This window comes from Paenibacillus taihuensis (genome assembly GCF_003386535.1).
GTDB lineage: Bacteria > Bacillota > Bacilli > Paenibacillales > Paenibacillaceae > Paenibacillus_Z > Paenibacillus_Z taihuensis.
In genome coordinates this window covers 58,695-77,961 of sequence record NZ_QTTN01000004.1, presented here as the reverse complement: position 1 = coordinate 77,961, position 19,267 = coordinate 58,695, and the positions used below count along the sequence as shown (strand labels likewise).

The window sequence follows — 19,267 nt, the reverse complement described above, 5'->3', positions numbered from 1 at the left end:
AATTATGCAATTAGAGGAAGCGATTACCATCACCAGGCGCGCCCGAGACCGTGGGGATTTCATTCCTTAGTCACATCTAAATACAGGGTGGAGGTCGGTCTTTCAAACGGAAAGGGTCAATCCCTTTTGCTTAACATCTCCCGGTCAGTCGGACGGTCAACTGACACCTTTGTTTGACTTCTTCCATATCGTACTACGAGGAGATCGTAGTATTCTTCAGTTGGGGCAATGGGAGGAGGAGAGCGTGGTGTTATCTCAGGTTCTGAAATTAAAGAATTTCATTACAGCAGCAGAGACCGCTTGGTTTACCATTCAATTTTCACGGAAAGTAGGTCGCCCTGTTATCGGTCCAAATGGGGACCAGTTTCGTTTTTTGGGACCTAGATTTAACTCGCGAAAGAAAATTTTTCGGTTTTTGAGAAAGTTTTGGAGCCCAGCATTTGCAAGGAGAATTATGTGCAATCTGCCGTTGGCAACAATTAATAGGCATTTGGCTACATTAGACAATACTGATGTACCAGATGCTCCAAGGAAAGCAAAATCGATTCGGATAATTTTTTCTTTATCAGACAGCTTTATTATTAGAGCAGTTCTGGAAAATAGCACAAACCAAGTCATTTATTACCGGATTCAAAAATCAAAATGTGGATTAGTAATAACTAACCGCACGAATACCAATGATTTTCGCTATCGTCCATGTAAATAACAATAGTGTCGGATGGCAAGAACATATCTCATTAATTACCGCGTAAATCGCGGCTTTTTTATGTTATGAAATTAAGCTCTTGTCTCATTTGAATTGTCTTTTTCTCCCGAATGGAGTGACAGATCACATGCTCCACTCAAAATATAAATGCCCTCAAGAATGGATTCATTCAGGTGGCATTTTTTCTGTTATTCTTCCGATATTTGGTTTTTGTTCACTAGCACAGTAAACTCTCCTCAAATCTAAGGTCTGCGTCTTGTTCGTAAATTTCATCTCTTTTTTCAAGTTGTACGCCTCCAACTCTTCACGGTTTATCTGACCATCTTATTAATTCTTCAGACGTAATTCTCCCCACAACCTCGTACCCATTTCCGGATCCTTTTGGCTTTATGATGACAGCTCCCAGGTTCGGAATCTCACCAAGAGCTACATTAGGCGGGAAGGTGTGAGCGACAATGACTGTGTTTTTACCACGAGCAGGTGGTGTTTCAAATATTTTTGTTAGATCCGATAATATTTGCTGCTTCTCGAAAGCAGAAAGACTTTCTATTTTTAATTTTTCTATGGAGGCTAAAATGGGGGCTACGGTGATATTTTCTTTGCCAAAAATAATGTCAGCTGTATCCTTTGCTCGGCAATAAGGGTCGGATATTACTGGGAAATGAACGGGGAAGGGATTTTTTTTAAAAACATCTCCGATTGCCTGAGCTTGTTCCCTACCATGGTTACTTAAATTTCTCTGCGTTCGGCAATCATTAAGGTTAAGATCAGGTTGATCTTGGCCAATTGTTGCCTCTCCATGTCGAAAATAAAGAATGTACCCACCCATTTTCAAATTATCAAGTATTGCAGTGTCATTGCCAATTTCAATTTTGCGAGCATCAACCTCAGAAGCAGCAAAAAGAAAAACAAAAGCATAAATAACGAGTATGATCCTTAATTTTAGGTGCACTGTTCCACAACTTCCTTCCCAAAATAACAAATTCTCACACCCTAGGGTTGACCAAAAGGGAGAAGTTTATTTATCAACTTACTCTTACGGTTATGACTATCAAAACAAAGCCCACTTGGTCTTCTGCGCAAAGTGGGCTTAACTCGAAGCCGCGAGCCGAAAGATCAGATCGTGCGCAAACGTGCCGCGATTGAGATCAACAAACCTGTCGGGTGACAAGAACGTTACCAAATGACAAGAACTTGATCCCATTGCCGAAAATTGACAAGAACTTTCCGTTGGAACCTCATTCCCTTTTCAAGGAGAAGAGGTTTAATTCGGTGCGCCTTATTCACTTGATAGTAAAACATTGGAGGAAGTAACAGGATTGTCGTTTCAAAAGTGCTCGGAAGGTTGGGAAAAGAGATACGGAAGTTGACTAAACCGAGGGACGGGCACGAGAGCACAACGAAGAACAGGCTGCCGAATAATTAATTCTGCAGCCTGTTCCAGGAAAGTTTCAAATAATATGCAAATAAAAAGACACCCGGTTATCCTAATAAGTTTACAGGATGACCGGTTCTTTTTTGTTTTTGCTTAAATTAATATAGCCTTTGCCCCTTCCGTTCTAGTTATTTTTATCTTTCGTATTAGGAATACTTACTTGTAGTTGGACTACCAGTCAGGTTGTTTTTGATATTAAGGAACTATTGGTTTGTGCTTGAGTGGAGAGGATAACACGATGAGTGTGGTTGAATCGCCAAATGCTCCCAATTTACGACTACTGCTCGATATTGGTTGATGATGCCCTTCTCTTCCAGCTTGCGTACTCGCTCAGTGACAGCGGGTTGCGATAAGGAGACGGTTTTTCCCAAATCCGTCATCGAGATGCGTCCCTGTTCTTGAAGCAAGAGCAAAATTTGCTTATCCAAATCTTCCATCCGGAAGCCTCCTTTATTTTTAAGGCGAATGTTGAGAAATTAAAAGTTTTTTTGTTCACAGCCCTCAAACCACTTAAAAACTCTATGGTATCTATCTGCTTTATTATATAAAATTTATCCATTGAAATGAAATTCGACAAGGAGAGAAATGAAATGAATGATAAAGAATTACTACAGCCTGTACGCATCGGGAACTAGCACCTTCGTACGCGCATTGCGATGGCACCTATGACACGTAGTTTTGCGGATGATACAACAGGAATCGTCGGTGAAGATGTTGTCGCGTATTATAAGCGCAGGGCTCAAGATGGGATTGGCTTAATTATCACGGAGGGCATTACACCGTCCGTCCCCAAGAGGCAAAGGAACCTTTGGAGTTCCTGGCCTGTATACACAAGAACAGGCGAATGGGTGGCGTAAAGTCACGGATGCGGTACATGAGGAAGGGGGCACAATTATCGCGCAGCTTTGGCATGTCGGCAGGCTCACACATCCCGATTTGACTGGAGGTCTTGCGCCGCAAGCACCATCAGTCGTGCAAGCGGAGGGACTTGTGCATAGGCTTAGGAAGCCTTTTGCATTACCCGAGGCAATGACAACCCAGGATATAAAGGAGGCAGTCCAACAGTATGCTCAGGCGGCGAAGTACGCTGATGAAGCAGGTTTCGATGGCGTTGAACTCCATGGAGCACATGGATACTTGATCAATCAATTTGCTTGGGAGGTTACGAATCGCCGGACCGATAGCTACGGGGAAAGTACGGGTCGGCTTCGGTTCATGAAAGAAGTCCTTGCGGCTGTTGGAGCAGCGATTGGTGTGGAGCGCGTTATCGTTCGTTTCTCTGAATTAAAGGATGATCAACCCAGCTACCGATGGCAGGATCCAGAAGCCGAAATTGAAGCGTATCTCAAGCTGTTTCGTGAGGAAGGCTTGCGCGTGCTCCATCCTTCGACGAATACTTTCAACCAGCCTCTGGCTGAGAATTTGACTCTGCATCAGCTTATACGTAAACGCTGGGACGGTAATATGATAGACGTAGGCGGTCTAACCCCAAGTTCTGCGGAGGATGCGATACGTGCAGGTATTATTGATGTAGCTGCATTTGGAAAACCATTGTTAGCTAACCCGGATTTTGTGAGTAGGCTTCGGAACGATCAGCCATTAATCCCCTACGAATCGAAAATTCATTTGAAGGAGCTGCTATAAACCGATCTGTGAAAAAGCCAACTATGGAGCGGATGACGACGGAGCTCGAGAGGATCCGAAATTGACAAGAACTTGATCTCATTCCGACGAAAAGCAGGGAATCGCGATTAAAAGGCAGTAAGTCATGCATGGAGCTGCACCTCCATTGTTAGTCATGTCTACTAACAAATGGGGTCAGTTTCAGAATTGAATGGCTGCCTTTGTTCAAATATCGGGCACAAACAAGATCGCGCGAGCTTGCTGATGCAAAACGGCGAGGACATAAATGTCCCCGCCGTTTTAGCTTTGTTCGCACCAATGAGAATCGCAGTTACTCTTCCTTCGGAATGAACTTGAATATTTCACCGGTTTCAAGCGAATCGATCAAACGGTGCAGCCATTTGTAATATTTCAGCGCATGATTGATTTTTGTTTCATCGATCGATGTCAAGCTGACCAACGCGTCGTTGTCCGGATCGGATTCGCGCAGGTGGCGAATATCCTTCAACGATTTTTCGAGTGAAGCCATATTGCTTTCGACGGCTTTGCGCCATTTAACCGAGAAAAAATCTACGAAATTCTGATGCCAGTCCGGCACAACCTCATAAAAGTCCTTCCGTGAGCCTTTTCCCCAAACCTTGTCGATCATTTTCAAATCCATGAGCGTACGCATCCCGGTACTCATAGAAGTCTTGCTCATGCCCATCGTTTCACTCATTTGATCCAATGTAATGGGTTCGTTCTGAAAATACATATAGCCATATAAATGTCCGATTGACAATTTGGGAGAGGGGAACAATCACATGAATGATGAAGTACAACAATACGAGGAAGCAGCACTGACAGTTAGCGCATCTTCCTTCGGATCGAAGGAGAAAGACCGTCATTACCTGGAACTTCTTGCCCATATGAGGGGACATTTTGGGAAGAGATTAATGGAAGAACTCTTCTTTATGAAAGAATTAAAGCCATGATTAGCAAGCCATGAGCGCCGCTTCCGCGGCGCTTTTTTTTCTTCATTTAAAGGGATGATTGGCAAGCGTCGAATTCGGAAATGAGAACATTATTTTACAATCCCGTTCGTTTGCGCTATAATAAATCTAATTGTTTTGAAAAAATATTGCTTTACCGGAGGAGCCTGCCAACAGCAGGCTCTTTCTGTTTTTTTTTCAGCTTTACGATTTCGACCACAGGGGGTACAACTATGGATCAACAAGCAATTTGGGCAATTGGAATTTTTCTCGTCATTTACGCGCTCATTATCTCGGAGAAAGTGCACCGTACCATTGTAGCTATGATCGGCGGGCTGTTAATGGTTGCTCTAGGCATTGTCGATCAAGAAACCGCCATCCATCACATTGACTTCAACACGCTCGGGCTGCTCATCGGCATGATGATTATCGTGAGCATTACGGCGGAAACAGGGCTTTTCAGATTCATCGCGGTGTGGGCAGCCAAGAAGTCGAAAGGCAAGCCGGTGCACATCCTGATTTCATTGCTTCTTATCACAGCAGTTTGCTCTGCATTCCTGGATAATGTAACGACTGTATTATTGATGGTGCCGGTTACGCTAAGTATCACTAGACAACTGAGAATATCCCCATATCCATTCCTGATTACGCAAATCATGGCCTCCAATATCGGAGGGACCGCGACGCTAATCGGAGATCCGCCGAACATCATGATCGGCAGCGCAGCCAAGGAGTTAACCTTCCTCGCGTTTATTACGAATCTCGGTCCAATTGCATTCATTATTCTCGCAGTTAACATTCCGATCTTTGTTCTGCTGTTTCGCAAACAGATGATCGTCAAGCCCGAATTGACGAAGGTCATCATGGAAATGGATGCGAAGGAGCTGATAACAGAGCATAAAATGTTATATAAGTGTCTATCGGTTCTGGCGCTTACGATGCTAGGCTTCTTCCTTCATCAAGCGCTGCACCTGGAATCGGCCACAGTGGCGCTTGCAGGCGGATTCTTACTGCTGCTAATGACAGGCGAACATCGGATGGAGGAAGCTTTCACCAAGGTTGAGTGGGCAACGATTTTCTTCTTTGTCGGTCTGTTCGTACTCGTATCCGGTTTGATTGAAACCGGAGTCATCGAAAGCTTGGCTGAGCATGCCATTGAAGTTACAGATGGCAATCCCGTTGCAGCATCCATGCTGATTCTATGGCTGAGTGCAATTGCGTCCGCGTTTCTGGATAATATCCCGTTTGTCGCTACAATGATCCCAATGATTCAGGATATGGGCAGCATGGGCGTAAGCAATCTAGAGCCGCTATGGTGGAGCTTGGCGCTAGGCGCTTGTCTGGGAGGCAATGGCACGCTGATTGGCGCGAGTGCGAATCTGATCGTTGCTCAATTATCGGGCAAAGAAGGTTACCCCATCAAATTCATGTCTTATTTCAAATATGGTTTTCCATTGATGCTGCTGTCCATTGCCATCTCAAGCGTTTATATCTATGTCAGATACCTTATCTAAACAAGGGAGATTGTTGCCATGAAGCTGAAGTATACGTACAGTCCATTAATTATTGAGCTGAAAGAAACGCCGAATGAAGGCGACGTGGAATTTGAGGTGCAAATCAAAGAAGATCGTTATTGGCCAGCAATGAAGAGCGTTCAACGCTTCTTCGAGGAGAATGAAGTGTATACCGATGTGTTGTTCTATCCATTCGAGAATCATAAATTTCGCATTATCGTTCGCGAGGATCATTACGCTGCGTTCATTTTGGTCCTAATGAAGCATCAGTTAGTGCAGAAGGTGGAATGGGTGTAGCTGCATAAACTCCGCTATGAGTTGACAGAGATTGGTTTTTTGAGTACATTATAACCAGCTTAGTTTCCGGTTTAACCGGAAAACGGGGAACCCAATTTTCAGGGGCGAATCGGTCTTGATTACTAAGACCGTAGGGAACCATCTATCCCGAGTCCGTCAGCTAACCTCGTAAGCTTTGGATGGGTCATCTATTTTTGCAGATTAATCTGTATATCCAGAGGCCCTTTATTTGGGCCTTTTTCTGTCTTTCTGGCCCAATGCTTTTCGGGAACGTTTGTTGTTCCCTGAAATGCATGGGCTTCTTTTATTTTATACGGGAGGTGAGAGCGAGGTTTTCCAGAGCTGGACGATAAACCATATACATTTTTGGGAGGGAAAGCGAATGGCACAACCAAAGTATATTACGGACATCGGGAAAATCCATCATATTTCGGAGAGTGAAAGGAACCGATTGAAGCGAATTACCGACAAATTTGTTTTTCGCGTCAATGAGTATTATCTAAATCTGATCGATTGGAACGATCCCAACGATCCAATCAAGAAGCTTGTTATCCCGAATGAAGGCGAGCTTCTGGAATACGGCCGCTGGGATGCATCGGATGAAGATACCAATTATGTAGTCCCCGGCTGTCAGCACAAATATAAATCCACTGCATTATTGATCGTCTCTGAGGTGTGCGGAGCCTACTGCCGCTACTGTTTCCGTAAGCGCTTATTTCGAAACGACGTGAAGGAAGCTGTGTCCGATGTGGAATCAGGACTCCAGTACATTTCGGAGCATCCTGAGATTTCAAACGTGTTGTTAACCGGAGGGGATAGTCTTATATTAGCTACATCGAAGCTTCGTTCCATCCTCCAGCGGTTAAGAAAAATCGAACACGTGAAGATCATTCGGCTTGGTTCGAAGATTCCAGTATTTAATCCCATGCGCATTTATGAAGACAGCGAGCTGCTGGATACGATCAAAGAATTCTCGACAGCTGAGAAGCGCATATATGTCATGGCTCATATTAATCATCCACGGGAAATCACCGTCGAAGCGAAACGAGGATTTGAAGCCCTGCATCGGGCCGGCGCCATCGTGGTGAACCAATCGCCTATATTAAAAGGGATTAATGATGATCCCGTCGTCCTTGGTGTGCTGCTCGATCAGCTGTCTTGGGCAGGCGTGACACCTTATTATTTCTTCGTCAACCGGCCGGTAGCCGGCAATCGCGAATTTGTCCTCCCTCTAGTGGAAGTGTACCGGATTGTGGAAGAGGCCAAAGCCCGCACTTCGGGACTGGGCAAGCGAGTTCGCCTCTCGATGAGCCATACTTCCGGTAAGATTGAAATTTTATCTATCGAACAGGGGAAGGCATTTCTGAAGTACCATCAATCAAGAGATAATCACTATGGGAAGTTCATGATTCTGGATTGCCCTCCGGAAGCGGCTTGGTTTGATGATCTTCCTGGCAATGAGAAATATTGGACGAAACCGGATAAGAAGACGAAGACCATCATTTCGGTGAATGAGATGCCGGATCACCCTAGGATGAAGACAACATACGAGAACTACATTATTCACGATTAGATTTGTTTTGTTGTAGGGGGGAGGGAGAATGCATATGGGTGTCCAACAATGCACATTGAAATTGTATATCAGCCGGTCATGGCAATTTAACAACGCCTTCGAGCAACTTGAGCGTTTATTGTCTGGTCACTGCATCAACCACGATATTACCTATCAGATGGCGCCTTCCCCGGCCTACAAAGGACGACAGCGCTTTGAGTTGATCAAGGAGAAAATCAGTGGCTGCGACGCAGTTCTTATTCTCTGCGGAGTATATAGAGGTTATAGTGACTGGATTAGTAAAGAAATTGTAGCATGCAAGCAAGACCGTCATATTCCGATTATTGCCATTGACAGATATAATGACAGAAATAAATCACCACTGGTTATCAGGCATGCCAATCGTATCGTCAAGTGGAACGCAGAACTTATTTTAAGTGCAATTCGAGAGCTAGCTGATCCGATTTAAGCTTATCGGATCAGCCCCGTGCTTTCAATGTTTACTTTAGTGGTTACGTTGAATCTAACTTGTGGGTATACCCTTTTCCAATAACTCCAATCAACATCATCCCCGAAATATTGTGCTAGATAATGCAGGCCAAACCCATAAGGATCAACATTTGCGTCGCGAATCTTTTTTAGAAGCTTTTCAGTGTTTTGATTTACATTCTCTTCAAGCAGATGTTGAACTTCTATGAGCGATGATGGCGTCAACGTGACAGGACTTTGTTCTACTATCCCGGAAACTTTGACTTTGAGATTTACAGTCGGAACAGAACCCTTTGTGATGGACACTTTTTTGGATGCGCGGGAAACATAGAAAGCTAACCGTTTTCCTTTGTAATCAATAGGGATTCCTGATCTTTCAAAAGCGTTCGCAGTCAAGTTATATAACTTAGTCTCTGGTGGACTTAATGTAAGCTTCTCGTGCTTTTTATCGAGTAAAGACAGACGCTGTACGACATAGGAATCACCATCGAAGAACACAACAAGGAGATAGGGATCAAGACCTTTCTCAGTCAACCTGCGGAAGCTATCGAACAATTGTTCCGTAACTGTGTAGGGCGATATTGTCCCTTCTTTGCCGAATGTAAGAAAGAACGCATTTCCGGCTAAGCGCTCCGCAGCTGGCTTCGCCTTCAGCAGCGAGTTCGCGGTTGGTTTTGCAGTTGCCAGATAGGAAATCAGTTGGATATCGCGCCTTCTGTTTAGCCAGTTGAGCGGTTCTTCTAGCTGCTGACAAAGGAGAAGGAACCAATGAAAAAGTACATACTCTTCGATCATGATGGTGTTCTGGTTGATACTGAATTCTGGTATTACAAAGCGGGAGAACGCGCACTGGCTGACATTGGATTTACCTTGGAGAAAGATCAATATCTCCGCGACATGACCCAATCATTGGGCACTTGGGCCCAAGCAAAGGCGGCAGGTATTGATGAACAGACCATCAGCAAGCAGCGTGAGGTCCGAAACGCCTACTATCAGGAATATCTAAGAACAGAAGCCATAGAGATTGAAGGCGTAGTTGAAACTCTAGCCGAACTGTCAAAGTACGTCCGCATGGCCATCGTGACGACTTCAAAACGTGCGGATTTTCAACTTATTCATGAAAACCGCCAGATTACACAGTTCATGGAATTCGTCCTTGTTCGCGAAGACTACGAGCGCACCAAGCCGCACCCGGAACCATACTTGACTGGTCTAAAGCGCTTCGGAGCTACCAAAGAAGAGACCCTAGTTGTAGAGGATTCAAACAGAGGGTTGAACTCAGCCGTGGCGGCTGGTATCGACTGTGCGATAGTCCATAACGATTTCACAAAAACACATGACTTCTCACAGGCCAGCTATCGAATCAGGACTCTGATTAAACTAAAGGACATTATCCTGAATGTGACCTGAGAGAGCATTCGCCAGCGTCTCCCGTACTCGACTTAATTAAGCTAAGGGCACTTTACTGATGGTGACGGCATGGTAGGTGAATAAGACTAAAATATATGAACAAAAGAACATAACTTTTACTCGTTATTTATAGAAGCTCTCGTCGTTTTTGTATAGAAGTTGTTCTCGTTGGTTCAAGACAAGAACTTCTATACAATCCCGTAATCCCGGGAAGGCACGAGGCTGATCACTTGGTTCCTCTAAGGGGCATAGAAAAGTAAGTTTAGCAGGGAGGACTAACATGATGATCAAAGTTATTGATAAAGAACTGGCATGGCAATTGCGTCATAAAGTCATGTGGCCAAATAAACCTTTTGATTTTATTAAAATTGAAGAAGATGACGAGGGCACCCACTATGGGCTTTACGAAGGAGAAGAACTGGTTTCTGTTGTATCATTGTTTGTTCAAGGAGAGCAAGCACAGTTTAGAAAATTTGCCACGCTTACTACTTATCAAAAACGAGGGTTTGGAAGCCAGCTCTTGAACCATGTTCTTGACGAAGCAACAAGTGCAGGAATTAATCGAATATATTGCAATGCAAGGGTCAATAAAGCCTCTTTTTATGAAAAATTCGGTTTCTCAAAGGTAGGAGATACGTTTAACAAAAGTGGTAAAGACTACATTCTTATGGAGCGCTATTTACTTAAATGAAGAATGAGCTTAATTAGGAGCGAATCATTCCCGAATAAACTGCCGGATGACAAGAACTTGATGTCATTTCCGACGAGAGGCTGGGAATCGTATATTAAAGCATTTTAAGGGCAGCATTTAGCTGTCCTTTTTGTCTTATTTAAAGCTATAAAGTAGGTAGAAGTTTATGGTAAAATTTCCTGGAGGATTTAAGTTATTTAACTGATGAAAGAAGCAAACTGGAGGTGGCGGCTAAGGTAGAAGAAAGAATTGGCTTAAAGAACAAGCCCCTGGGATGACTTTGAGTGGAGGATGATTAACGGCAAGCTTTCTGCATTACGTTGGGTACTTGGTGATGAGTGGTATATGTTAGATACATAACTTTTGACATTTAGTAAGTATATGAATCAAAAGGAATTGGAAATTAGATCGAATGTTCTATAGGAGGAATAAGGTGTGACCAAACCATTATTTGACCAAATGAAACATCCCGATTGGCCCCCACCTCAAACGGCTGAAAAGTATCGTTTTGTTGCCGAAAATACCCAGGATTTAGTCGGTGTCGTGGATATGGAAGGTATAGTTCTATACGCCTCGCCGTCCCATGAATTGGTCTTGGGGTTTCCGTCCAGTGATTTTGAAGGGAATTCTGCTTTTTATTTCGTTCATCCTGACGATCTTGCGTACGTTAAGAGTCAATTCGATGACATGGTTACATTAGAATCAAAGTTTGATTTTGAGTGGAGGTGTAAAAAAGCAGATGGCAGCTGGGTATATATCGAGACCAGGGGCACTCCTATATTTGATGAAAATCGCAAAGTAGTGCAATGCGTGTACGGGTCTCGTGATATTTCGGAACGAAAGAAGGCAGAAGAACTCCTTCTACGAACTGAAAAGCTTTCGATAGTAGGTCAAATGGCGGCAGGAGTTGCACATGAGTTTAGAAATCCTCTAACCTCAATCAAGGGATTCGCCCAGCTGTTACACGAAGGTAACGAAAAACCCGAGTATATTGAATTGATTCTCTCTGAGGTTCGGAGATTGGAAGCTATATTATGGGGATTTTTAACACTTGCCAAGCCTCAAGCTCCGAAATTGAAGGAAGTTGATGCGGAGGTTGTTTTACAACAGGTGGTGTTGATATTCAGTACACAATCCCTATTAAACAACATTGATATTATTGAAGAACACGACTCGGAAGTGCCACGTATCTACTGCGATGAGAATCAAATCAAGCAAGTGTTTATTAACATTCTCCAGAATGCGGTTGACGCTATGCCAAACGGCGGAATCATTAGAACACAGATTCTATCCCACAATTCAGACTATATCAAATTTCGATTTATCGACCAGGGAATTGGTATTTCGGCGGAACGAATTAAATCCATTGGAGAACCCTTTTATAGTTCCAAAGAAAAGGGGACTGGATTAGGTCTAATGCTCAGCAACAAGATTGTGCACGAACACGGAGGGAGTATTCACATCGAAAGCACGGTCAACGAAGGAACCATTGTTGATGTGATTTTACCCATCTACTCGTCATTCCTCAAAAGGGATTAGAATTTGAAACTATTGTGATCTCCCTCTGAAGTCAATAAGACAGCAACAGTCTTTGAACAAGATTCCAACCTCCTATTTCACCTTCGTCAGAGGCTCCAAATGTAGCCGCACTTTTACATTAATCTTCATAGTAGACCAATGCCGATCCCAAGTAGCTCTGGTTATTGGTTTGGAGAACGGTTTAGCAGTCAACTCCCCGATTTGAAGGGGGTCAATCTGCAATTTTTGCATTTGGGATAGCAAGCGAATGACATTCTCCTCCAAGTACCGTTCGATTTTTCTTGTGAGAGCAGCATATTGGAAATTATCTTCGATTCTTGCGAGCGAATTCAGTTCATCAATTCTTCCCTTCACGTCGATTTCGATGGACAGGGATGATAAATCCGGGGTAAGTTTCTTGCGGGTACGCGCGCGAATATGCCCTAGCGTAACCGCGAGGTCAGGAAGGACTAAATATCGTACGAATCTGTCCCTATACAACAATTGGATGATTTGATCGTCCTTTCCTCGTATCTCCGTAACCATACTGTCCCGGTCGAAAAATGCTGTGCCTTCGTACAAGAACTGTTCGCCTTCCGCGCGAAATACGGGCAGCTGGGGATCGGAAACCTGGGAGTACAGCATTTTCATAAATTGGTGCAAATTGACGACTGTAATTTCGCCTTGTTTTTTCTTCTCATAATGTTTGAACATGCGATAAAGGTAATAATCGATATTATCTGTTTCACCTAAGTGCTTGGCGAGGAATTCATTAAAGTTGCCTTTCGTAATGACTAAATACAACCGTTGCGAAATGTTTGGATCGGTCAGAACGGTATTGATCAGACGAGTTAGTCCCCGTTTCGCATAAGCTTCGTCGACGAACAGCAAGCGGATTTGACCGGCTTTCAGTTCGTTATAATAGGTCAAATTAAACCCCTTGTTGCCTTCATTCAGTAGAGAGACCTTAAGGGAAAGGACTCGCTTCTTCTCCTTGATAAGAGGAGGGACGAGCGTGCTGATGGTTATCTTTCCGTCTTCTTCTCCTCCACCCTGAACGGACCAGAATATGATCGGCGTGATTTCTTCAATCATATTGTTTTCCGGTAAGAGGTCACAACCGCACACGAGCATTATCATAGACGTCGATAGTAGTACAATCGTTGTTCGAAAGATACATTTCATGACGTTGTCCTTGCTTTGCGCTTGATCGCGATCCAGATGAGGAGAGGAAATAACAAATAAGTGGCGGATCCTGCCCACATCTGCAGGTCGAGCCAAACTGCCTGTTCGAGCCCAGGCTCCCAAAACCATTTACTAATGGGAATAGTGACGGCCATCGCCACACAGCCGCTAACGATCAGCCCAATACGCGTAGTGCTTGTCTTCGTCTTGCCTAGCAAACGAGAAGCGCCATATATCATTAACACGAACAAGGCGATTGAATAAAGGAAACTGAACATATAAGCCGAGATCAGGATAATATCGACCCTTTCGAATATAGGAGATTGCAGGTAGCGCCCCATCTCCACGTTCGGGTATTTAATGGTTGGCAAGTATTTGGAGCCGTAGAAGAGCAAGGACGCAATGGAAATAAAGAGATACTCGCCGACCGAGATGGCGTTAGCGATCGTCAAATATTTGAGCATTTTCCGTTGCGGATTCAGCCAGTATGAAATAGCGATTAAAAATTCAGGTCCGGATAACGACGAAAAAACGAGCAGTAGGGATTTCCATGCAAACGGCTCCGGGCCAATCGGAATGAGAGGGTATAGATCGTGAATCGAATTTGATTGCACGGAAAAAAACGGAATATACAAAAAGAAGATCCAAATCGTTCCAAAGAACACAACAGTTACGAACCGTACCATGTTTTCCATTCCAAACAGCGCCAAATAGCAGCTAAGGATAAAAGGAAACACAATGTGCCATTCTCGGTCCATAGAGGGAAAAACAAATTTCTGCATGATATCGGCATAACTGACTGAAATGAAAGAGAACTTAAGCAAAAGGAGCGGCAAGCTTACCAAAGCTAAGATTTTGATGCCTGTTTTTCCGAATAATCTTTCAAAACCCTGGTACCCTTGGGCTGGGTACGGTGTTACGAACCACTTGGACAGCATATATAAGCAAAATTGGGAGGCTATGCCCATTGCTACAATCGCCAACAACATATACGGTTGAACCAGGGCTGAGGGCATGACAATCATGTAATAAAGCATTTGAATCCTATTGGTGAGGAAGAGCGCGTAAAAACCGCTTTCTTGATGTGATGTTTTTCGAAACAGCGATATAGCTTGCATGGGTTCATTTACTCCTTCGGTTCATACGATACTTATTCAAAGGACGCAATGCTTCAGGACGATTGCGCATAGCGTGTAACGGCCCTCGGACGAAGAGATCGACCCAATCTCTCCAATAAAACGGAGATACCGGCGCCAAGTAGGGCTGGTTCAAGGACGTAAGCCCGTTCAGATGGGCAAGCATGCCAACAAGTCCAAGCAAGATACCGGGAACGCCCAAATAGGACGCGAGAATCAAGAACATGAATTGAAGCAGTAAACTGGATTTGGTGACCAGATAGTTTGGAACGAGAAAAGTGGAAATCGCCGAAATGCCTGCCAATACAATTAGTACTTTGCTTGCGAATCCGGCTGCTACCGCAGCTTGTCCTATAACGATTCCACCAATAACTCCCAAGTTTTGGCTCGTTTTGGTCGGCATTCTTAGGCTGGCTTCCTTTATAATTTCTAGTGTAACAAGAATAATTAACGCTTCCCAGAAAGGGGATAGTGGCAGTTTGCTACGAGACTCGATGATTACATATAAAATTTGCAGGGGGAGCATTTGATAATGATGAGTCGTTAATGCCACGTAAAGTGGAATTAGAGTAATGGAAAGAAGGAAACTGAGATAGCGTAACGGCCTCAAGAAGCTAGCTACCAACCATCGGTTTATATAATCCTCCGGCGACTGAAACAAATGAAACAGCGTAATCGGAGCGATTAGGGCGAAGGGCGTGTTATTGACTAAAATGACCAATTTTCCGATGCCTAGTGCATACGCGCAGGAATCCGGTCGATCGGTCTGAAGATATTGAGGAAAGATGCTATGATAATGGTCTTCCATAAACGCTGCAACATGTGAAGAGTCCAAAAACATATCGAAGTCTATGCTGGAAAGCTTACTTTTCGCGACCTCTACAAATTCTGGATTGATTAGCCCGTCGATATACATAAGGACTACGGTTGTTTGAGTTAAGGAGCCGACGGAGAATCTCTCTGTTTTGAGCGCTGTTAAAGGAAGCCTTCTTCTAATCAGCAAGATGTTTTGCTCCAGCAGCTCGCTGAAACTGTCTTTCGGGCCGAACATTATGGTTTCCGTCTCTGAGGTTTCAATGGACCGGCCAAGCGAGTTGGGGAGCATAATAGCGTTCCATCGCCCGCTGGATGAGTCGTGAATAAGCACTGAACCCTTCATGAGATACTGGAAGGCTTGCTCCAAATTGGATAAAGATGATATTTTGGCGGTGGTTAGGCTTTTTTCCACCGAATTTTGGAATGATCGAACGAGGGGCTCGAGAATCGATTCGTTAAGACGCTCCTGATCAATTAAGGATCCAAGATAAATAAATGTCAAGCGAAGTCCGTCTGCAGTCTCTCGAACAATGACTTCCGCGTCCTCCATTAGGGCGAGGCGCTGCTTTAAAGCTTCTATAGAGATTGTTGTCATTATTCACCCCTGAATCAGCGCGCTGAGATTACCTTTATTATGCTTTTCTGGATCGAGTTTTAAACAAACGATTGGAAATCTTCGAAAGAATCGTAGAAAACATTTTGCATGAGACAGGGCTTGTTCCATCGTATCTGGAGCTTGAAATTACGGAATACATGACGATTGAAATTGTCAAAATTGTACCAATCTTAAGACATTTAAAAAATATCGGTATAAAAATCATTGTACGGGTCTCGTGATATTTCGGAACGAAAGAAGGCAGAAGATCTCCTTCTACGAACTGAAAAGCTTTCGATAGTAGGTCAAATGGCCACAGGGGTTGCGGGTTGCACATGAGTTTAGAATAAGTTTAGAACTCAGAGCTGTTAATTGTAATAAACTAAAATAAATGCCCTCTTGAATATAATTATTCATGCGGCATTTTTTTTGTTATTCTTCGATGAGCTATATTTGGTTTTTGTTTCTATAGAAAAGTTTGGATACTTTATCTGCTTAAGGGAAAAACAAAAGCAGATGAACGAAGAGGTGAGAATAATAATTGAACCTATCCAAGACCCTGAGAAAATAAAAAAAGTTGGCGAATATTATCGAATAAATTCAGAGAACAGTATGAATTATTTTCGGTATTGGAATGAACATACTCTATTTCATTGGGATTTTTGGTTATCTTGGGGTATCGCTATTGTTCCCTGGATAATATGGGCTTATTGTCATAAGCAGCAAAGTCGGGGACGTTTACTTTTGGCTGGTTTTCTTGCAGTAATAATCTCTTCATGGTTGGACTTTTATGGGGTGAATATTGGGCTCTGGTACTATACAGGTCTAGCTATCCCTACCATACCAAGTTATGTTCCTTGGGATTTTAGTCTGATTCCGGTGTTGACTATGTTTATGATTCAGATTAAGCCTCAGAGTTCCGTTTGGGGAAAGGCATTTTTGTTTGCATTCACTAGTGCGTTTTTAGGAGAACCACTATTCTTATGGCTAGGATTTTATCGATTGCTGCATTGGAATTTGTTTTTTTCAGTTCCAATCTACTTTATACTTTTTATTATTTGCCATAAAATAAGCAGAATTAAGTTTGGTGACCAACTTTGAATATACAATTGTGATTTGATGCTTATCAGATACTTTCTTCGCGATTTGATAAATACAATTCTCAACTGATCCCCGTTTAAAGGAAGGAACAGGAAGTTGTTCTGGTGCAATGATTAATAATCTCATCGATGTAATTCTCCTTGACTAACAAGTTGGTATAAATTATTCAGTGTTAGTCCTCACGTTATCAGGTATGCTGAGTCTATTGTTTTACCCAGCCATTTTCCTAATATCCTCGGGACATATTCGATAAACGTTTCATCAGGATAGAGCAGACTCAGCTTGATTGCGATATAGCAAACTAACATAGACGCCAAACAGCTAAGATCATTGCTAATGGAGCACCTTGGGAGGCCTCTTTAAACGTCGGAACAAACGTAAGCAAATATGTCATCCCGATCTCCATTGAAAATAATAGCCAAAACAATTGATATTTCGATTGAATCACGTCCAAAATCTTAGTCTCTATATGACGGTTCAACTCGGCTTCATATCTTCGTAGATTATCAATATTTCGAAGATCAATCATAATACGTTTTTGATCAAACTTTTAGAAGTTGTTTCGCACGGATTTGCAGGTCCTCAGTGCAATACAAGGTCAGCAGCCTCAAGGAAGTTAATATACTCCTGCCATATCTATGGCAGGAGTTTTGTAGTCGTAAACATGTTACCAATCCGGTGAAGATCGGAAAAACGGTTTACTTGAAAAAGATGTGGTTGCGCCGATGAAAAACTTTATACCAAGCACGAGTTGTTGATGATGGCTTCAATTTACTGGTTTAGAAACAGTTTTGAAATGACAATGAGGATGTATGCAAATGCTGGCTGGTATCCGTGGCACACGAATCGTCAAACAGCTATTGAAGCGCCTACCGGACAGACATTCGTTGGAAACTTGGGAGAACTCTGAGGTTATCATTCAAGATATTCGCGCTACATTCCGAAAGCTTATAAAACGAATGAAAGCACTCTGCTCAGTCCTTTCAATCATATAAATAAGCATTGTCGGCGTAGAACTTAATCTGATCAAATGCGATTTCTGATTTGTATCAATTCGTTAATGTAATAATCCAAACTATGTTGTATAGAACTCAACTGTTTTGAGCGATTCGATTGGTTTTGTGGCATTTGATCAATGGTGTTTTCCAAAGCTTCCAGGGCAAGACCCGCAGCGATAACTGATAAACCATCGCCAATTGCAACTATTGACGCAGCTAGAAATTCAATTTTTGCAATTTGAATTTCTCTAGCTTTTATTAATTCGTTCGAAATTTCTTCCATTGGTCATTTCCTTCCCGCTTAGATGATCAGCGAAAATTTCCTAACGTATCATATGCAATTAACGCGGGAAAGGAGTTCTCTTTAGTTTGATGTATCAGCATGGAAATGGCGGCCAACACTGGAGTGGCTTCCTGTCTGGTGACCGCAAATATTGGACTCCTAGACGGTGAAGAAGGTTACACGCTACCCCTGAGGGTTTTAGTACCTATCTAAAGCCCCTTTTGATACAGCCCTTTTGTAGTCGTAAATCAGGTTAGCTATCTAAAAAACGGAAAAACGCTGTCTCAAGCCAGGTCCATTCTGAAAGGCAGAATGCCTATAGATCATAAACTGCTGAGCATCAATTGAAACAATGAAGCGTGACGCTGTTCGTCATGCATGGCGTGCATAAAATGCATTTCAATCGGGCGATCGGTTGCTCTATAGGCAACATCTTGGTAGAACGCTGCCGCTTCTAATTCATGGTTAATTGCGGTTCTGACGCCCTCTCGGAATGTCATTGGCACCTCACCAGTTGGGATCTGGGGTTGTTGTCCACCTAGATTGCTCATAATCATGGTAAACCAACGATAATGCTTGGCTTCGTCCCTCTGTATACGTAAAATCGTCTGCCGGTTCTGTTCATTAGGCGCTAATTCAGCTAGCCGTTGATAAAACTGATAGGCATGAACCTCGCCGATAATGGATCTGGAAATATCAGGGATAAGAAACATGTTTGTGAATGCCCCCCCCTCCTTGCATGCCCATTTGTCCGCCCATAGCTCTTAATCCTTCTTGATAACCCATTTGATACACCAGCATCTCCTCCAAATAATTTCGTACACCTTAGCGTATGACGTGCCGTCGTTTTTTGAGCTTAGATGCGTTTAAATTCCTCTTGACCTACAGATAAGGACTTTCAAGAAGTAGACTTTGAATAGAGATGGACTACATCTTGGCAGACTTTT

General features: G+C 43.2%; 20 protein-coding genes, 2 pseudogenes and 1 riboswitch. Of the genes and pseudogenes, 12 read left to right on the top strand and 10 right to left on the bottom strand.

Going from position 1 to position 19,267, the window contains the following annotated elements; all coding sequences use genetic code 11:
- Positions 1-247: 247 nt before the first annotated feature.
- Positions 248-706 carry a hypothetical protein gene (locus A8990_RS31235; protein ID WP_147306773.1) on the top strand — a complete coding sequence of 153 codons (459 nt, stop codon included), beginning with the start codon at positions 248-250 and terminating at the stop codon, positions 704-706.
- Between the two features lie 304 nt (positions 707-1,010).
- On the opposite strand, the gene A8990_RS04965 is transcribed toward A8990_RS31235, so the two are convergent.
- Both A8990_RS04965 and A8990_RS04960 read right to left on the bottom strand, forming a co-directional pair.
- Positions 1,011-1,658, bottom strand: coding sequence for a histidine phosphatase family protein (locus A8990_RS04965; RefSeq protein ID WP_116187917.1), 648 nt, complete (start codon positions 1,656-1,658; stop codon positions 1,011-1,013).
- Positions 1,659-2,416: 758 nt separating this feature from the next.
- Positions 2,417-2,578, bottom strand: a pseudogene (locus A8990_RS04960) (Lrp/AsnC family transcriptional regulator); the annotation flags it as partial.
- Positions 2,579-2,797: 219 nt separating this feature from the next.
- On the opposite strand from A8990_RS04960, the gene A8990_RS31970 reads away from it, so the two are divergent.
- Both A8990_RS31970 and A8990_RS04955 read left to right on the top strand, forming a co-directional pair.
- Positions 2,798-2,998 carry a hypothetical protein gene (locus A8990_RS31970; protein WP_342772794.1) on the top strand — a complete coding sequence of 67 codons (201 nt, stop codon included), beginning with the start codon at positions 2,798-2,800 and terminating at the stop codon, positions 2,996-2,998.
- On the top strand, positions 2,964-3,785 hold the full coding sequence (locus tag A8990_RS04955; protein WP_245995858.1) for an oxidoreductase: 822 nt from the start codon (positions 2,964-2,966) through the stop codon (positions 3,783-3,785). Before A8990_RS31970 ends, A8990_RS04955 begins: the two co-directional genes overlap by 35 nt.
- A gap of 310 nt (positions 3,786-4,095) precedes the next feature.
- Here A8990_RS04955 and A8990_RS04950 read toward each other — a convergent pair.
- A pseudogene (locus A8990_RS04950) lies at positions 4,096-4,545 on the bottom strand (GbsR/MarR family transcriptional regulator); the annotation flags it as partial.
- Between the two features lie 22 nt (positions 4,546-4,567).
- Here A8990_RS04950 and A8990_RS31395 point away from each other — a divergent pair.
- From A8990_RS31395 to A8990_RS04930, 5 genes are all read left to right on the top strand, one after another.
- A complete protein-coding gene (locus A8990_RS31395) occupies positions 4,568-4,738 on the top strand; it encodes a hypothetical protein (RefSeq protein ID WP_181909405.1) in 171 nt (56 codons plus the stop codon).
- Positions 4,739-4,968: 230 nt separating this feature from the next.
- Positions 4,969-6,249: an ArsB/NhaD family transporter gene (locus A8990_RS04945; RefSeq protein ID WP_116187915.1), complete on the top strand. Its 1,281-nt coding sequence runs from the start codon at positions 4,969-4,971 to the stop codon at positions 6,247-6,249.
- Positions 6,250-6,267: 18 nt separating this feature from the next.
- Entirely contained in the window at positions 6,268-6,546 is a 279-nt protein-coding gene (locus tag A8990_RS04940) for a hypothetical protein (RefSeq protein ID WP_116187914.1), read from the top strand.
- A gap of 46 nt (positions 6,547-6,592) precedes the next feature.
- Positions 6,593-6,736: riboswitch (cyclic di-AMP (ydaO/yuaA leader) on the top strand.
- Between the two features lie 192 nt (positions 6,737-6,928).
- On the top strand, positions 6,929-8,119 hold the full coding sequence (locus A8990_RS04935; protein WP_116187913.1) for a KamA family radical SAM protein: 1,191 nt from the start codon (positions 6,929-6,931) through the stop codon (positions 8,117-8,119).
- Positions 8,120-8,153: 34 nt separating this feature from the next.
- On the top strand, positions 8,154-8,567 hold the full coding sequence (locus tag A8990_RS04930) for a TIR domain-containing protein (RefSeq protein ID WP_181909404.1): 414 nt from the start codon (positions 8,154-8,156) through the stop codon (positions 8,565-8,567).
- A gap of 2 nt (positions 8,568-8,569) precedes the next feature.
- Here the strand turns inward: A8990_RS04930 and A8990_RS04925 are convergent, their stop codons facing one another.
- Entirely contained in the window at positions 8,570-9,382 is an 813-nt protein-coding gene (locus tag A8990_RS04925; RefSeq protein WP_116187911.1) for a Ger(x)C family spore germination C-terminal domain-containing protein, read from the bottom strand.
- Here A8990_RS04925 and A8990_RS04920 point away from each other — a divergent pair.
- The 3 genes from A8990_RS04920 (at position 9,356) to A8990_RS04910 (ending at position 12,227) form a co-directional block, all read left to right on the top strand.
- The gene (locus A8990_RS04920) at positions 9,356-9,997 is read left to right on the top strand and encodes an HAD family hydrolase (RefSeq protein WP_116187910.1); all 642 of its coding nucleotides are present in this window, start codon (positions 9,356-9,358) and stop codon (positions 9,995-9,997) included. The genes A8990_RS04925 and A8990_RS04920 overlap by 27 nt on opposite strands.
- Positions 9,998-10,277: 280 nt before the next feature.
- A complete protein-coding gene (locus A8990_RS04915) occupies positions 10,278-10,688 on the top strand; it encodes a GNAT family N-acetyltransferase (RefSeq protein WP_245995841.1) in 411 nt (136 codons plus the stop codon).
- Positions 10,689-11,123: 435 nt separating this feature from the next.
- On the top strand, positions 11,124-12,227 hold the full coding sequence (locus A8990_RS04910) for an ATP-binding protein (protein ID WP_116187909.1): 1,104 nt from the start codon (positions 11,124-11,126) through the stop codon (positions 12,225-12,227).
- A gap of 72 nt (positions 12,228-12,299) precedes the next feature.
- Here A8990_RS04910 and A8990_RS04905 read toward each other — a convergent pair whose 3' ends face one another.
- The 3 genes from A8990_RS04905 to A8990_RS04895 all read right to left on the bottom strand — a co-directional run bounded on the left by A8990_RS04905 (position 12,300) and on the right by A8990_RS04895 (position 15,938).
- On the bottom strand, positions 12,300-13,301 hold the full coding sequence (locus tag A8990_RS04905) for a Ger(x)C family spore germination protein (protein ID WP_181909403.1): 1,002 nt from the start codon (positions 13,299-13,301) through the stop codon (positions 12,300-12,302).
- Between the two features lie 86 nt (positions 13,302-13,387).
- Positions 13,388-14,509 (bottom strand): GerAB/ArcD/ProY family transporter, encoded by a 1,122-nt coding sequence (locus A8990_RS04900; protein WP_116187907.1) that lies wholly within the window; start codon positions 14,507-14,509, stop codon positions 13,388-13,390.
- 4 nt (positions 14,510-14,513) lie between these two features.
- Positions 14,514-15,938, bottom strand: a complete 1,425-nt coding sequence (locus tag A8990_RS04895; protein ID WP_116187906.1) for a spore germination protein — start codon at positions 15,936-15,938, stop codon at positions 14,514-14,516.
- A gap of 429 nt (positions 15,939-16,367) precedes the next feature.
- On the opposite strand from A8990_RS04895, the gene A8990_RS04890 reads away from it, so the two are divergent.
- The gene (locus tag A8990_RS04890; protein ID WP_147306772.1) at positions 16,368-17,039 is read left to right on the top strand and encodes a CBO0543 family protein; all 672 of its coding nucleotides are present in this window, start codon (positions 16,368-16,370) and stop codon (positions 17,037-17,039) included.
- Positions 17,040-17,218: 179 nt separating this feature from the next.
- On the opposite strand, the gene A8990_RS32670 is transcribed toward A8990_RS04890, so the two are convergent.
- The 3 genes from A8990_RS32670 to A8990_RS04875 all read right to left on the bottom strand — a co-directional run bounded on the left by A8990_RS32670 (position 17,219) and on the right by A8990_RS04875 (position 19,033).
- On the bottom strand, positions 17,219-17,356 hold the full coding sequence (locus tag A8990_RS32670) for a GerAB/ArcD/ProY family transporter (RefSeq protein ID WP_425463880.1): 138 nt from the start codon (positions 17,354-17,356) through the stop codon (positions 17,219-17,221).
- Between the two features lie 709 nt (positions 17,357-18,065).
- The gene (locus A8990_RS04880) at positions 18,066-18,320 is read right to left on the bottom strand and encodes a translation initiation factor 2 (protein WP_116187903.1); all 255 of its coding nucleotides are present in this window, start codon (positions 18,318-18,320) and stop codon (positions 18,066-18,068) included.
- 323 nt (positions 18,321-18,643) lie between these two features.
- On the bottom strand, positions 18,644-19,033 hold the full coding sequence (locus A8990_RS04875; RefSeq protein WP_116187902.1) for a ferritin family protein: 390 nt from the start codon (positions 19,031-19,033) through the stop codon (positions 18,644-18,646).
- Between the last annotated feature and the right edge of the window lie 234 nt (positions 19,034-19,267).